Annotated in this window: 14 protein-coding genes; 9 read left to right on the forward strand and 5 right to left on the reverse strand. The window is 66.0% G+C overall.

The features are described from left to right. Positions 1 to 41 precede the first annotated feature (41 nt). Entirely contained in the window at positions 42 to 1,613 is a 1,572-nt protein-coding gene (locus tag GRI89_RS05510; protein ID WP_159793034.1) for a GAF domain-containing protein, read from the forward strand. Between the two features lie 3 nt (positions 1,614 to 1,616). On the opposite strand, the gene GRI89_RS05515 is transcribed toward GRI89_RS05510, so the two are convergent. Then, a complete protein-coding gene (locus tag GRI89_RS05515) occupies positions 1,617 to 2,072 on the reverse strand; it encodes a nuclear transport factor 2 family protein (RefSeq protein WP_159793036.1) in 456 nt (151 codons plus the stop codon). Positions 2,073 to 2,262: 190 nt separating this feature from the next. On the opposite strand from GRI89_RS05515, the gene GRI89_RS05520 reads away from it, so the two are divergent. Then, positions 2,263 to 4,290 carry a TonB-dependent receptor gene (locus tag GRI89_RS05520; RefSeq protein WP_159793038.1) on the forward strand — a complete coding sequence of 676 codons (2,028 nt, stop codon included), beginning with the start codon at positions 2,263 to 2,265 and terminating at the stop codon, positions 4,288 to 4,290. Positions 4,291 to 4,350: 60 nt separating this feature from the next. On the opposite strand, the gene GRI89_RS17785 is transcribed toward GRI89_RS05520, so the two are convergent. After that, positions 4,351 to 4,527: a hypothetical protein gene (locus GRI89_RS17785; RefSeq protein WP_201290871.1), complete on the reverse strand. Its 177-nt coding sequence runs from the start codon at positions 4,525 to 4,527 to the stop codon at positions 4,351 to 4,353. Positions 4,528 to 4,746: 219 nt separating this feature from the next. Here GRI89_RS17785 and GRI89_RS05525 point away from each other — a divergent pair, with 219 nt between their 5' ends. From GRI89_RS05525 to GRI89_RS05545, 5 genes are read left to right on the forward strand one after another with little or no spacing between them, the layout of a single operon-like run. Then, positions 4,747 to 6,198 carry an aldehyde dehydrogenase family protein gene (locus GRI89_RS05525; RefSeq protein WP_159793040.1) on the forward strand — a complete coding sequence of 484 codons (1,452 nt, stop codon included), beginning with the start codon at positions 4,747 to 4,749 and terminating at the stop codon, positions 6,196 to 6,198. Next, a complete protein-coding gene (locus tag GRI89_RS05530; protein ID WP_159793042.1) occupies positions 6,195 to 7,304 on the forward strand; it encodes an NAD(P)-dependent alcohol dehydrogenase in 1,110 nt (369 codons plus the stop codon). The genes GRI89_RS05525 and GRI89_RS05530 overlap by 4 nt, the downstream gene beginning before the upstream one ends. Continuing rightward, positions 7,301 to 8,176 carry an alpha/beta hydrolase gene (locus GRI89_RS05535; RefSeq protein ID WP_159793044.1) on the forward strand — a complete coding sequence of 292 codons (876 nt, stop codon included), beginning with the start codon at positions 7,301 to 7,303 and terminating at the stop codon, positions 8,174 to 8,176. Before GRI89_RS05530 ends, GRI89_RS05535 begins: the two co-directional genes overlap by 4 nt. A gap of 39 nt (positions 8,177 to 8,215) precedes the next feature. Beyond that, complete coding sequence (locus tag GRI89_RS05540; RefSeq protein ID WP_159793046.1) at positions 8,216 to 8,710, forward strand: arsenate reductase ArsC; 495 nt, start codon at positions 8,216 to 8,218, stop codon at positions 8,708 to 8,710. A gap of 5 nt (positions 8,711 to 8,715) precedes the next feature. After that, a complete protein-coding gene (locus GRI89_RS05545; RefSeq protein ID WP_159793061.1) occupies positions 8,716 to 9,366 on the forward strand; it encodes an aquaporin in 651 nt (216 codons plus the stop codon). On the opposite strand, the gene GRI89_RS05550 is transcribed toward GRI89_RS05545, so the two are convergent. From GRI89_RS05550 to GRI89_RS05560, 3 genes are read right to left on the reverse strand one after another with little or no spacing between them, the layout of a single operon-like run. Continuing rightward, positions 9,363 to 10,259, reverse strand: coding sequence for a hypothetical protein (locus GRI89_RS05550; protein WP_159793048.1), 897 nt, complete (start codon positions 10,257 to 10,259; stop codon positions 9,363 to 9,365). The two genes, GRI89_RS05545 and GRI89_RS05550, sit on opposite strands and share 4 nt — an antisense overlap. 2 nt (positions 10,260 to 10,261) lie before the next feature. Then, the gene (locus tag GRI89_RS05555) at positions 10,262 to 10,585 is read right to left on the reverse strand and encodes a TraR/DksA family transcriptional regulator (RefSeq protein ID WP_159793050.1); all 324 of its coding nucleotides are present in this window, start codon (positions 10,583 to 10,585) and stop codon (positions 10,262 to 10,264) included. Then, positions 10,582 to 11,988: a carotenoid oxygenase family protein gene (locus GRI89_RS05560; protein WP_159793052.1), complete on the reverse strand. Its 1,407-nt coding sequence runs from the start codon at positions 11,986 to 11,988 to the stop codon at positions 10,582 to 10,584. Before GRI89_RS05560 ends, GRI89_RS05555 begins: the two co-directional genes overlap by 4 nt. Before the next feature lie 167 nt (positions 11,989 to 12,155). On the opposite strand from GRI89_RS05560, the gene GRI89_RS05565 reads away from it, so the two are divergent. After that, positions 12,156 to 12,710, forward strand: a complete 555-nt coding sequence (locus tag GRI89_RS05565) for a nuclear transport factor 2 family protein (protein WP_159793054.1) — start codon at positions 12,156 to 12,158, stop codon at positions 12,708 to 12,710. Between the two features lie 169 nt (positions 12,711 to 12,879). After that, positions 12,880 to 13,895: G8 domain-containing protein (locus tag GRI89_RS05570; RefSeq protein WP_201290872.1), on the forward strand; the 1,016-nt coding region annotated here is incomplete at its 3' end.

The raw sequence follows: 13,895 nt of genomic DNA on the forward strand, positions 1-13,895 counted from the left end.
CTCGCAAGCCGGGCTGGGGGGTTCGGCACGGGGGGCACACAATGCACGGCAGCAGCGCAGAGCCTGAGCGGGATACGTGGCGGCCGAACGCGGGGTGGCTCGCGCTTGCCGCCTTCGTCCTTTTCAATTCGCTTGCCACAAACCTTTTCGAGATCGCGAACTCCATACTTCACTTCGAGGAACAGGCCCTCGCTGTGCCGAACCCCCTCGATCGCGCGATCGACGATGCGGCACGCATGCTGATGTACGGTGTCGGGGTAGTCATCCTGTGGCGGATGGCGGACCGTCGGAGCGTGTTCCTGCTCGGACTGGGTCTGGTCAGCCTGACCCCATTCCCGCTCTTCACAGCACCATTGGAACCACTCAGCAGGGATGTGATCGCCGCTGCCTTCAATTTCATGATCGTGCTTTCCTACGCGTTTCCAGCGTTTGCTATGGCTTTCCTCGAAGAATCCGGAATCCGCCTGCCCGCAATACTGAAGTGGATCGTGCGCCTCGGCATGGTGCTGGCTTCGCTGCTTTGGATGATGAACGTACTCGCCGGCGCGACCACGCTGTTGGATGCGGTCCCGCGGACCTGGCTGGCGTTCCCGCAGCGGCTCTCGACGCTGCCCTATGTGCTGACCATGGGCACCCTCTTGTACGGCTGGATCAAGGCCGACAGTCAGGCCGGGCAACGCATGTTCCTGCTGTTTGTCGCAGTCAGCATGAGCATCCTTGGCAACCTGCTTTTTGCCTACTTCGACAAGGGAACGAACGTCTTTCCCCGCGCGGTAATAAACATATCGAGCGTCACCCGCGTGGCCGGCTCGCTGCTGTTCGCCTACGCCATCCTCAAGCACCGCGTGATCGACCTCGGCTTCGCTATCAACCGCACGCTGGTCTACGGCGCGGTGGCCTTCACGATCCTCGTGGCGTTCGGACTGGTCGAATACCTCGCCAAGATTACCATCCCGCACGCCTGGCCGCAGGCCGGGTCGGTGTTCACCGCGATCATCGCAGTGCTGCTGTTCCTCAGCTTCCACCACCTGCACCACTGGTTCGAGCACCACATCGAGCGGCTGTTCTTCCACAAGTGGCACGTTTCCGAGGGCGAATTGAAGCGCTTCATCGGCAGTGCAGGGCAGTTCACGAAGGCGGAAGCGCTGTGCCGCGAATTCGTCGCCGAACTGCGCCGCTATGCGCAGACTTCCGAAGTGGCGCTCTACCTGCGCCGCGATGACGGGGACTTCTGCCTCGAGACCGGCGCGCTTCCTTCAGCGGCAGAATGCTACCCCGAGGAAGCCCGCGCCTTCGCGCTTATGCGCACCGAACGCGAACCGATCGAGCTGGCCCACGCGCACAGCGGCCTGCCCGGCGAACTGGCGGTGCCTATGCTCGACCAGCAGGGCCTCGCCGGGTTCGTTCTCTTTGGCGCCAAGCCCGACGGCTCGCACTTCCGGCCCGACGAGGAAGAGAACATCGGCTGGGCCGCGCACCAGGTCGGCCTCGACCTGCAGGCCTTGCGGGCGAAAATGCTCGACGGCAAGATCGTCAACCTGCGCGACCGCCTGACAGCGACCGAGGCGGAGCGCGACAGGCTGCTGGCCTCGCTCGCGACAAGCAAGGCCTGAGAGTCAGAGCTTCTTGTCGTTGGGGTCGATCGGCGGGTCGCTCTTGAGCATCGGGTCCCAGTGCTCGGCAATCTTGCCGTTTTCGATGCGGTAGAGGTCGAACCAGGTCGAGTAATAGGTCTCGCCGTCCTTGTCCTTCTCGGGCCTCACGAAGCTGGTCGTCACATAGTCACCCTCTGCGATCAGCTGGATCAGCGGCAGTTCGAGCGTGTCGGCAATCGGCCGCTCGGGGCGGGTCTTGCGGATGTAGTCCTGCACGCCCGCCAGCCCCTGCCCGGCGTTGGGATTATGCTGGACGTAGTCATCGGCGATGAACTCGCCGGCGCGGTCGGCGAGGCCGGCCTGCAGCACGATGCGGTACATGTCGTAGACCAGCCTCTTGTTGGCGGCGAGCTTCGGATCGGGGCTGGCGAGCAGCGCCGCGTGGTCCTCGGCGACCGTGGGCGGGGTGGCGGTCATCTTCGTAGATTCCTCTCCGGAGGCGGCAGTGGCGAAGGGCAGGGCACAGGCCGCCATCAGCAGGGCCAAACAAAAGCTTTTTCGCATCGGCGGCGGTCTCCCTTTAACAGCGGCAATGCCAAAGGCGGGATGACAGGGCAAGCAAGCTCCGCTACATCGCCCGGACAAAGTCAACGAGGGAGGGACTCGGATGCCGCGCAAATTGAGGATGCTGTTGGCCGCACCGGTGCTGCTGGCGGCGGTTCCGGCTTTCGCGCAGGACACCACTGGCGACGGCACAATCGACGGCACGCCGATCATCGTCACCGGCAAGGGCCTGGCGGTAACGCCGGCCACGCCCGCCTACGACGTGCAGGACATCGACCGCGAGGAAATCGTCGCCACCGGATCGGGCCGGCTCGAGGATGCGTTGTCGAACGTCGCCGGGTTCCAGCAGTTCCGCCGCTCGGACAGCCGCTCATCGAACCCCAGCGCGCAAGGCGTGACGCTGCGCGCCATCGGCGGCAACGCCACTAGCCGCGCGCAGGTGCTGCTCGACGGCGTGCCACTGTCGGATCCGTTCTTCGGCTACATCCCTTTCAACGCTGTCGATCCCAACCGGCTTGGCAACATCCGCGTGACCCGCGGCGGCGGCACTGGGCCGTTCGGTGCGGGCGCGCTGGCGGGGACGATCGAGCTCGACAGCGCCGATGCTGGCGAACTCGGGTTGGTGCAGGCCTCCGCGCTGATCAACGACCGTTCGGAAACCGAGCTGTCGGCGACGATCGCGCCCGAACTCGGCAACGGTTACGCTTCGCTCGGCGGGCGCTGGGACCGCGGCAAGGGCTTCTGGACCACACCCGACGACCAGCGCGTCCCGGCCAGCGTGCGGGCCAAGTACGACAGTTGGTCGGTCGGCGGCCGGGTGGTGCAATCGCTCGGCAGCGACGTGACCGTGCAGCTGCGCGGCGCGGCGTGGGACGACGACCGGGTGCTGCGTTTCGACGGGGCCAATACCGGCAGCGAGGGGCAGGACGTCAGCCTGCGCCTGGTCGGGCGCGGCGACTGGCAGTTCGACGTCATCGGTTACGCCCAGTGGCGCAACTTCTACAACGTCGTGGTATCCTCGACCCGCTTCGTGCCGGTGCTCGACCAGAAGGACACCCCGGCCGAAGGACAGGGCGGCAAGATCGAGATCCGCCCGCCGGTCGGTGATGCGCACACCCTGCGCCTCGGTGGCGACTTCCGGCGCAGCGCGGGCGACCTGTTCGAGGACGCCTATTCGGCCTTCTCCGGCCTGCGCACCGAACAGCGCTTCGCCGGGGGAGTGAACACCGATTTCGGGCTGTTTGCCGAGGACGACTGGGAACTCGGACCGGTGACCCTGACCGGCGGCGTGCGCGCCGACCGTTACTCGATCCGCGACGGATACTACAGCACCGCGAACGACGCCGGGACGCCGACCGGCTCGACCACCTTTGCGAACCGCTCCGACTGGGAATTCTCCTGGCGCGGCGGGGCAGTGCTCGAGATCGCCGAGAACCTCAAGCTGCGCGGTGCCGCCTACAGCGGATTGCGCCTGCCGACGCTAAACGAGCTGTACCGTCCCTTCGTGGTCTTCCCCGTCACCACGCTGTCCAACGAGAACCTGACGCCCGAGAAGCTGGAAGGCTGGGACGTCGGCTTCGACTGGCGCCCGCTGCCCGAAGTGCGCCTGACCGCTACCGTGTTCGACAACAAACTGAAGGACGCGATCACCAACGTCACCATCGCCACAAACTTGCGCCAGCGGCAGAACATCGATGCCATCGATGCCTCGGGCGTCGAGTTTGACGCAGCGCTGAAGTTTGGCGATTTCGGCTTCGACGGATCGCTCGCCTATACCGAGGCGACCCAGCGCGGCAGCGGTTTCGCAGCGGCACTCGACGGTTTCCGCCCCTCGCAGACTCCGCGCTGGGCGGCCAGTGCGACGGCAAGCTGGCGTCCGATGGACGGTCCCACCGTCGCGCTCACGCTGCGCTATGTCGGCAAGCAGTTCGAAGACGACCAGCAGACCGACGCACTGCCATCGGCGACCACGCTCAACGCATTCGTCGAAGTGCCGCTGTTCGATCAGGTGAGCTTCGTTGCCCGCGCAGAGAACCTGTTCGATGCCACGATCATCACCCGCAACCAGGGCGGATCGATGGACCTCGGCGCGCCCCGCACCGTTTGGGGCGGTTTCCGCTTCGGATTCTAGGCCCGGACGAAACAAGGGCCGCCAGTGGCGGCCCTTGCGTGGCTGGTTCGCTGAAAGCGGCTATTCGTCGGGCTGGCGCGGCGGGTTGCCCTGCTGCTCTGCCTGGCGGCGCTTTTCGGCGTCCTGCTGCTGCTGCTGCTGCTGCTCCTGCTGCAAGTCGTGCTGGCCGGAATCGCCCGGCTGCTTGGCGGGCTTGTTCTTGCCCTGCTCCTGCTGCTGGTTCTTGCGATCGTTCATTTTCAGTACTCCTGATACGGCACGCCGAAGGGGGGTGGCGACCTGTCAGAACAACGGCTTGCGCAGGCCCGGTATCCCCTTCCGGCCGGGGTTTGCGCTGGAACGCCCGTCAATCGCGGCGAGATTGGCGGTCTTCCGAGAGGGTGCATTTGAGAATTGCAAACTCGGCGCTTGCGCCGGTGGCGAGGGGCAGTAACTCTGCCGCCGCAAGGAGAGACGATGGCTGACACACAGGTGCTCGAAGTGCGCAATCCGCGCACCGGGAAGGCTGATCACACTATCGCGGTGGCAAGCCGCGAAGAAGTGGCGGCCAAGGCCGCGCGTCTGCGCGCCAACCAGCCGGTGTGGGAAGCGATGGGCGTGGGTGCGCGCTGCGGGGTGATGGCGCGCTGGCTCGGCGCGGTGAAGGCGCGGGCGATGGACATCGGGGAGGCCGACGCGGTCGACACTGGCGGCTGCCACACCAGCTACATCCAGGGCTTCATCACCATGGGCAACATCGGCGGCTGGCTTGAGGATGCGCCCAAGGCCTTCACCGATCTCGAATGGCAGGGCATGAGCACCTCGATGCCGACCGTGGAGATCGAAAGCCAGGTTGTCGCCTATCCGATCACCGGCGTCATCAGCCCGTGGAACGCGCCGTTGATGCTCGCGCTTCTCGATGCGATCCCGGCGCTGTTCGCGGGCAGCGCGGTCCTGCTCAAGCCGAGCGAGGTCACCCCGCGAGTGATCGAGACTCTGTTCGAGACGGTGCGTGAAGTGCCCGAGCTGGCGGCGGTGTTCGACTACGTCACCGGCCCGGGCGATGTCGGCCAGGCGGTGATCGCCGAGGCCGACACGATCTGCTTCACCGGCTCGGTTCTGACGGGCCGCAAGGTCGCGGTTGCCTGCGCCGAGCGGCTCATTCCGTGCAACCTCGAACTCGGCGGCAAGGACCCGTGCATCGTCACCGCCACCGCCGACCTCGACCGCGCGGCGACAGCGGTGCTGCGCGGCGCGGTCTATGCGACCGGGCAGGTCTGCTATTCGGTCGAGCGGGTCTACGTCCACGAAAGCGTGCACGACGCCTTCGTCGAAAAGCTCGTGGCGCTGGCGAAGGAGGTCCGGCTCAACGCCGACAACCCGCGCGCCGGGCACATCGGCCCGTTCACCTTCGCCCCGCAGGCCGCCATCGTCATGCGGCACCTCGAGGATGCCAGGGCCAAGGGCGCGACGGTCCTGACCGGCGGCGAGATCGAGGATATCGGCGGCGGGCTCTACCTGCGCCCGACGGTGCTGACCGGCGTGACGCACGAGATGGAGATCATGCAGGACGAGACCTTCGGCCCGTGCATCCCGGTAATGGCCTACAGCGACACCGAAGAGGCGATCCGTCTCGCCAACGACACGCACTTCGGCCTTACCGCCAGCGTCATTGCCGGTGATGCCGAGGAGGCCAAGGCGATCGGCAAGCGGATCAACGCGGGGGGCATCTTCCTGCAGGACACCTTTCTGACCTTTGCGAAGCTGCGCACCTTCGGTTCGGACAGCTTCGGCTGGTCGGGCTACGGCGCGCCGCGCATCGGGCCGGAAAGCCTGCGCCGCTTCCTGCGCCGCAAGAGCCTGTTGACCCAGACGGGCAAGGTGGCGGACATCCAGGACGATCATCACCTCGGAAAGCCGGGCGCATGAAGATCACCGCCGCTGTCAGCCGCGATCCGGAGAGCCACGCGCCCTCGCTCGAAGAGCTCGAACTCGAGGCCCCACGTCCGGGTGAAATGCGCATCCGGCTCGTCGCCACGGGCATCTGCCACACCGACCTGCACGAACACCCCGGCCGCCATGCGCCGCACCCGATCGTGCTCGGGCACGAAGGCGCGGGCGTGGTCGAGGAACTGGGCGAGGGGGTGACCGGCTTCGCGGTCGGCGACCATGTCATTCTCAGCGGCAACTCGTGCGGCAAGTGCCCGAGTTGCCTCGGCAACCGCCCGACCTATTGCGACCTCGCCATGCCGCTGTGTTTCGGTGGGCAGCGGCTCGACGGCTCGACCTCGCTTGCTAAAGAAGGTGGGGGCGGAAAGGTCCATTCGCACTTCTTCGGCCAGTCGAGCTTCGCCACCCACTGCCTCGTGCCGCAGCGCACGGCGGTGAAGATGGACAAGGACCTGCCGCTCGAAAAGCTCGGTCCGCTCGGCTGCGGCGTCGTCACCGGCGCGGGGGCGGTGATCGAAGCGCTCAAGGTGGGCTACGGCGACACCATCGCAATCTTCGGGGTCGGCGGCGTGGGCCTCAGCGCAGTCATGGCGGCAAAGCTGGTCGGGGCGAAGCGCATCGTCGCCATCGACCTCAACCGCGAACGGCTCGTCCTCGCACGCGAACTCGGCGCGACCGACTGCATCGCGGCGGACGAGGACGGCGTGGTCGAGAAGATCCGCGCCGTCACGGGCCGCGGCGTGCGCTTCACTTTCAACACCACCACCGTCCCCGAGGTCCACACCTGGGCGCTCGAGGCGCTGGCGATGAACGGCACCGCCGGGTTCGTCGCTGCACCGCGTGGGGAGTGGTCGCCAAAGATGTTCGCCATGCTGGCGGGCGGGCGTCAGCTGCGCGGCATCCTCGGCGGCGATGCGCATCCGGGCCTGTTCCTGCCGCAGCTCGCCGAATACTGGCGCCAGGGCCGCTTCCCCTTCGACCGCCTTCTGACCTTCTACCCCTTCGCCGAAATCGACCGTGCCTTTGCCGACGCCGAGAGCGGCAAGGCGATCAAGCCGGTCCTGCTGATAGGAGACGCCGCATGATGCCGCCCGACCTGCGCACGAAGATCGCCGCCTTCGGCTACGAGCTGACGCCCGAACTGCTCGGCGGAACGAGCATGATGTTCAGTCAGCTTTTCAAGGGCATGGACAGCGCCACGATGGAAGAGGCCGACTACGCCTACGGCCCGCACGAGCGCAACAGGCTCGACATCTACCGCCGCGAGGGCGTGAGCGGGGCGCCGGTCTTCGTCTTCGTCCACGGCGGCGGCTTCATCATGGGCGACAAGCGCAACGAGGCGAGCCCGTTCTACCGCAACGTCGGCGATTTCGCCGCGCGACAGGGCTGGATCGGAGTGACCATCACCTATCGCCTCGCGCCCGAACACATGTGGCCTAGCGGTCCGGAGGACCTCGGCCTGCTGGTCGGCTGGCTGCGCGAGAACATCGCCAGGTACGGCGGCGACCCGGAGAAGATCGTCCTGTCGGGCCAGAGCGCCGGCGCGGTGCACGTCGCCAGCTACGTCGCGCACCCGGCGCACCATGCTGTGCCCGGAGGCGGTATTGCCGGGGCGGTCCTGATGAGCGGCATCTACGACACCGTCGGGACCGAGCCGAACGACATGCACCGCGCCTACTACGGCACCGATCCGGCCAGGTACCCTGCGGCGAACTGCGTACCGGGCCTGCTCGATACCGAGATCCCGCTGTGCCTGACGGTCAGTGAGTTCGATCCCGAGGCCTTCCGGCTCGAGGCGGCGCGCCTCGTTGGCGCTTGGGGCGAGGCCAAGGCCGGATACCCGGAGATGCACTACCTCGCCGGGCACAATCACCTGAGCCCGGCTCAGAGCCTCGGCTCGCCCGTGACCGACACCGAAGCGCTGCTCGCGGATTTCGTCGGCCGCGTGACGGCCTGACGTCACGCGGCGGAAACAATCGCGGCACATGGCGCATCGATGCTGAACGTCCTCGTCCTGTGCACCGGCAATTCCGCTCGCAGCATTCTCGGCGAAGCCTTGCTCGACCGACTTGGCGAGGGGCGGGTGCAGGCCTTCAGCGCCGGGAGCCGCCCGGCCGGGCAGGTCAATCCCGGCGCGCTGCGGCTGCTGCAGCGCGAGGGGTTCGATACCGATGATTTTCGCTCGAAATCGTGGGGCGAGTTTACCGGACCCGACGCGCCCGACATCGATCTCGCGATCACCGTGTGCGGCAACGCCGCGGGCGAGGCCTGTCCGGTGTTCCCGGGCTCCCCTTTGCGCGCGCATTGGGGGCTGGCCGATCCTGCTGCGGTCGAGGGCAACGAGGCGCAAGTCGATGCCGCGTTCTGGGCGACCTGGCGGCTGTTGAGGTTGCGCGTCGAGGCCTTCCTCGCCCTGCCGCTCGAAACGATTGACCGCAGTGCGCTGCAGATTGCGCTGGCGGATATCGGCGCGATGGAGGGCGCCGCGTGAACCAACTGGCGCGCAAGCTAGCGGCGGAGGGGCTGGCGAGCTTCTTCCTCTTCTCCGGCGTGATCGGTTCCGGCGTGATGGCCGAGGCGCTGGCGGGCGGCAACATCGCCGTGGCCCTGCTCGGCAACACGCTGGCGACCGGCGCGATCCTGTTCGTTCTGATCGTCGTCTTCGGCCCGGTATCGGGCGCGCACATGAACCCGGCGGTTTCGCTGGTCATGGCCCTGCGCGGGGAGATGTCGTGGCGCGATTGCCTGCTCTACGTGCTGGTACAGCTGGCCTTCGGGATGCTCGGCGCCTTCGCCGTCCACCTGATGTTCGACCTGCCGATCCTGCAGTACTCGGCAAAGGCGCGCAGCGGCATCGGCCAATGGACGGGCGAACTGATCGCCACCTTCGGCCTGATTTTGACCATCCTCGGCACGCTGCGCTACCGCCCCGAATGGATCGCACCCGCGGTCGCACTCTACATCACCGCCGCCTACTGGTTCACCTCTTCGACCAGCTTCGCCAACCCGGCGATTACCGTCGTCCGTTCGCTCAGCGACAGCTTCGCCGGGATCGCCCCGGCGCACGTGCCGCTGTTCGTGGTGGCGCAACTTAGCGGGGCGGCCCTCGCCGCCGGGGTCGGCCGCCTGCTGTTCGATCCCGACTAGTCGCCGAGCGGGAACGGGCTGTCCGCGGGCAGCGGGTCGGTGGTCGTCCAGTTGCGGCGCGCCTCGTGCGGCAGGAACGAGAAGAAGGCGTTGATCGCGTGGATCTGGCCGCCCCAGATCTTGAACGCCTCCAGCGTTACCAGTGCATTTCCGGGGCCGTAGCTGTTGGTGTCGCCGAAGTTCATCCAGAGCAGGACCGTGCCGGCCTCTTCGTCGACCGCAGCGACGCTGGCGGCAATGTCGGGGTGCAGCATCAGCGGCGTTGCGTACATCCCGCAGTCGTAGAACGGGCAGCCCGCGCCCGAAGTGATGACGCCGTTCTCCACGCGGTAGGTTTCGCTGGCGAAGCCCGTGCCGGACGTGGTGAAGTTCCCGATTCTCAGCCCCTCGGTATAGGACAGCGCCGCCTGCACCATGTCGGCACGGCTCATCGCCGCGCCCGGCGGGACGGTGGTATCCATGCCGCGCACCGGTTCACCCAGCACCTTGGGCTGGAAGCGGTCGCCGGGCTGGACCTTGTGGACGATCGCCTCGACCCCGGCGATGCGGCTGTCCTTCACGTGGAGCACGACCGAATAGAGCACCGGGATCGCGCCTTCGAGCAGGTGGACGTGCGCCGCGGCGACTTGCGCCCCGGTGTCGAGATAGTCGTGGCGGAAGGTGCCGATGCCGGTGACGGTCTGCCATTCGCCCTCACCAAACGGGACCTCTCGCGTGTTCTCGGTCATCCGCACGTCGGGAGTGGTCGGCACGCGGCCGGGCTCGTGCGCGACCAGCGCTTCGATGTAGCCGTCGAGCAACCCCTTGAGGCAGGCGCGGTCGCAGTCCTGTGCGCTAGCCGGGGTGGCGAGGACGAAAGCGGCGAGCGCGGCGAGCAGGCGGAGCGGCCGCAAGGTCAGTTCCCGCTCGCGCAATTGATGCACAGGGCAGCCTCGGGCCGGGCAGCCAGCCGGTTTTCCGAGATCTCCTCGCCGCATTTGACGCAGGTGCCGTAGTCGCCGTCCTCGACCCGGTCGAGCGCGCGGCGGACCGAGGCGATTTCCTGCGCCGCCAGCGCCGCCTGCGCTTCGAGCGTCTCGTCGTCCTCCATCTGCACTGCACGTTCGGAGCTGTCGGGATCGTGCGGCTCGTCGAGGTCGCGCTGGATGTTGTCGAGCCGCTCCTCCAGCTCCGCGAGCCGGGCCTCGAGCATGGCTTTCGCTTTCGCCAGGTCGGTCATGCCGCCGCCACCCAGCTGCCGTGGAAGCTCATCGGCAGCGCGAAGGGCAGCTTGATCGTGGCGATTGGCGGGCGGCTGACGTCGTTGCCGTCGAGGATCATGAGGTCGGTGCGCTTTTCGATGAAGCGGTCGACGACGGTCAGGACATAGCCGTCGCCCTCGGGCGAGTCCGGGGTGCGCGGCACGAAGACCGGCTCCTGCGCGGCGGCAGCTTCGAGGTCGTGGTAGACGATCTCGCCCGTATCCCAGTCGATCTGCGCGATGCCCATGCGCGGCGGGTCGCGGAAGGCGAAGTAGCCGATGCGGTACTTTTCCATCGCATAGCGGTCGTCGATCTTGGGCATGTCGCCATAGGCGCCCTGCAGCGGCTCCATGGTCACCGCCTCGTCGCCGTCCTTCGAAAGGTCGAAGGTAATGCGGGTGATCTGCGTCACCGTCTCGGCCATGGTCGGGAAGTTGCCGTTCTTGTCCCTGAAGAAGCAGAAGCAGTTGCCCGGGCTGACGGGGGTGTCGACGATCACCCTATCGCCGTCGGTGTAGGCGTTCATGATATGGCCCATCACGATGCCCGGGATGTCGAACCAGCGCATCTGCTCGACCGAGCCATTGCGCGGCATGATCCCCCACTTGCTCGGCAGGTCGGGGTCGTACTGGTAATACTGGTCGCCCGCGCGCAGCCGCTTCTCGTCGGCGACCAGCGGCATGATCGGGAACACGACATGCTCGCGCGTCACCGCGAAATCGTGGCTCAGGCCGGGGTATGGGGTGTGGAACAGTTCCTCGCGGATGAGCGTGCCGTCCTTGTCGAAGACGTGGAGACTGGCTTCGGTGGTCGGGCCTCCCGCGGCGAACACGCCATAGCTCCACCATTCGCCGGTGTGCGGGTCGATCTTCGGGTGCGCGGTCAGCGCGGTCGACTTGAGATCGCCGAAGTCGGGAATGTCGAGCGTGTCGAGCGTTTCGGGGTCGAGCCGGTAGGGTCGCGAATCCTCGCGCAGCGCAAAGACCTCGCCGTGGTGGGCGAAGGCATAGGTGTTGCCGGTGTTGTCGCGCTCGGGGAGGTTGGAGACGCTTTCGTCGTCGGTATACTTGTTGCGGTAGTGCCCATAGAGGCGCCGCCGCGCCGCGCGCTCGGCCTTCAGCCGCTCGGTCTGGACGTAGCGGCTCTTGAAGCTGACGTGGCCGTTCTCGAACCTGAACATGGAGAACATCCCGTCGCCCGCCAGGATGATGTCGTCCTCCAGGCTCGGATACTGCCGGTCGGCCCCGGTACGGTAATAGGCGCCCTCAAGTTCGGGCGGGATCTCGCCCTCGATCTCGCACTCGAACACGTCGGCCTCGAAGCGCATCGGCATGCGGTTCTGGAAGCCGAAGCTCGCATAGGGGTGAAAAATCTCGGGCATGGTCCTCTCCGTTATCTCGACGTACCGTATCGTCATTGCGAGGCGCCGCAAGGGCCCGCGGCAATCCAGGGCGTCAAGCACCGCGCTGGATTGCTTCGTCGCTTCGCTCCTCGCAATGACGAAATTTGTGATTAGTATCGCCTCCGAAATTGAGAGGGAAATTGCGAATGCCTGAAAATCCGTGGCCCGATGGCGTGCCCAAGGTCATGCCGGCGCAGGACCGGGGCGAGATCGAGGAACTGTTCGCCCGCTATGCCTGGGGCATCGACCTCGCCGACGAGGAACAGGCCATCGCCACCTTCGCCCGCGAGGCGGAATTCGACCACCTGTGGCAAGGCAAGGTCAAGGGCCACGAGGCGATCCGCAAGAACCTGCGCAGCCTGTGGTACGACCGCCAGCACTGGTGGTACGGCCGCCAGCACCTGATGAGCCACTTCATCATGGACCCGATGGAGCAGGGCGCGCGGGTGCGCTGCTTCTTCCAGATCATCCAGTGGAACGCCGACTACAACACCAACTTCGTGTTCGGCATCGGCACGCGTGACGACCGCCTGATCAAGGAAGACGGCCGCTGGGTGTTCTACCGGCTAAAGGTCAACGCCTGGACCGCAGTCGACCAGATCCCGTGGAAGGGCGACCGAACCCTGCCGATGCGCCCGCCCTACAAGAGCGAACCCGCCGACACCCGCCCGTTCGACGAGCAGACGAACGACGGGTGGTGATCCTGACGCAATCGGACCACGCAAAGTGCGAAGCCCAAGAAGGCAATGCAATAATAACTGGCTTGATCAGCCATATTCCGGACTGCTTGTCAAACCCGCCAATCCGTTGCAGGGTTATAGACAAGGACAAAAAGGGGGATTCGCAGTCCCTGCAGAGGGGATGATCGTCATGCGCAATCTGCGTGGCCTGTTCGTATTTGCCTTGCTGCTTCCTGCGTCGCTAGGGTCCGGCGCGGTCGCACAGGAGAGCCACGACCATAATGAAGTGTCTGCGGGGGCTCCCGTAACGCTTGGCAAGGCCACCCGCTGGTCCGATCCCAAGACTTGGCCCAACGGCAAGGTCCCGGCCAAGGGCGATGCGGTCACGATCGACCGCGGCATGAATGTCATCCTCGACGTAAATCCGCCGGAACTGCGCAGCCTGACCATCGACGGCAAGCTCAGCTTCGCGGACGATCTCGACATCGGGCTTGAGACCGAGTGGATCTACCTGCGCCGCGGCGAGCTGCAGATCGGCAGCGAGGCCAAGCCCTTCCGGCACAAGGCCACGATCACGCTGACGGACAACGTGCCGAACGAAGACATCAACACGATGGGCGACCGCGGCATCTTGAACATGGGCGGCACCCTGAACCTTCATGGTGACCGGAAGAACGCCTGGACAAAGCTCGCGAACACGGCCGACGCCGGCAGCAATAAGATCGAGGTCCTGGATGCCAGCGAGTGGCGCAAGGGCGACCGGATCGTACTTGCCTCTACCGACTTCAATCCCCGGCAGGCCGAAGAGCGGACAATTATCGCCATCAGCGGCAATGCCATCACGCTCGACCGCCCGCTGGAGTACATGCACTTTGGCAAGATCACCTACGGTGTCGACGAGCGCGGCGAAGTCGGCCTGCTGACGCGCAACATCAAGGTCCAGGCTTCGGACGACGCCGAGAAGACCTACTTCGGCGGGCACATCATGGCGATGGCCGGCGCGAAAATGTACGTCTCTGGTGTCGAGCTCTATCGAATGGGGCAGAACATGCACCTCGCCCGCTATCCGATCCACTGGCACATCATCGGCAAGGCCTCCGGGCAATACATCGAGAACGCCTCGATCCACGACACCTACAGCCGTTGCGTTACGGTGCATGGAACCGACGATGTTCGTGTCGAGAATAATGTGACGTTCAACACCGT

This window comes from Croceibacterium salegens, from assembly GCF_009827435.1.
In the GTDB taxonomy this organism is placed as follows: Bacteria; Pseudomonadota; Alphaproteobacteria; order Sphingomonadales; family Sphingomonadaceae; genus Croceibacterium_B; species Croceibacterium_B salegens.

What these genes read in the sequence shown, in the direction of transcription:
- GRI89_RS05565 (WP_159793054.1), top strand. Translation starts at nt 12,156, where the DNA reads ATGCCTGAAAATCCGTGGCCCGATGGCGTGCCCAAGGTCATGCCGGCG.
- GRI89_RS05520 (WP_159793038.1), top strand. Translation starts at nt 2,263, where the DNA reads ATGCCGCGCAAATTGAGGATGCTGTTGGCCGCACCGGTGCTGCTGGCG.
- GRI89_RS05535 (WP_159793044.1), top strand. Translation starts at nt 7,301, where the DNA reads ATGATGCCGCCCGACCTGCGCACGAAGATCGCCGCCTTCGGCTACGAG.
- GRI89_RS05515 (WP_159793036.1), bottom strand. Translation starts at nt 2,072, where the DNA reads ATGACCGCCACCCCGCCCACGGTCGCCGAGGACCACGCGGCGCTGCTC.
- GRI89_RS05530 (WP_159793042.1), top strand. Translation starts at nt 6,195, where the DNA reads ATGAAGATCACCGCCGCTGTCAGCCGCGATCCGGAGAGCCACGCGCCC.
- GRI89_RS05510 (WP_159793034.1), top strand. Translation starts at nt 42, where the DNA reads ATGCACGGCAGCAGCGCAGAGCCTGAGCGGGATACGTGGCGGCCGAAC.
- GRI89_RS05555 (WP_159793050.1), bottom strand. Translation starts at nt 10,585, where the DNA reads ATGACCGACCTGGCGAAAGCGAAAGCCATGCTCGAGGCCCGGCTCGCG.
- GRI89_RS05560 (WP_159793052.1), bottom strand. Translation starts at nt 11,988, where the DNA reads ATGCCCGAGATTTTTCACCCCTATGCGAGCTTCGGCTTCCAGAACCGC.
- GRI89_RS05525 (WP_159793040.1), top strand. Translation starts at nt 4,747, where the DNA reads ATGGCTGACACACAGGTGCTCGAAGTGCGCAATCCGCGCACCGGGAAG.
- GRI89_RS05540 (WP_159793046.1), top strand. Translation starts at nt 8,216, where the DNA reads ATGCTGAACGTCCTCGTCCTGTGCACCGGCAATTCCGCTCGCAGCATT.
- GRI89_RS17785 (WP_201290871.1), bottom strand. Translation starts at nt 4,527, where the DNA reads ATGAACGATCGCAAGAACCAGCAGCAGGAGCAGGGCAAGAACAAGCCC.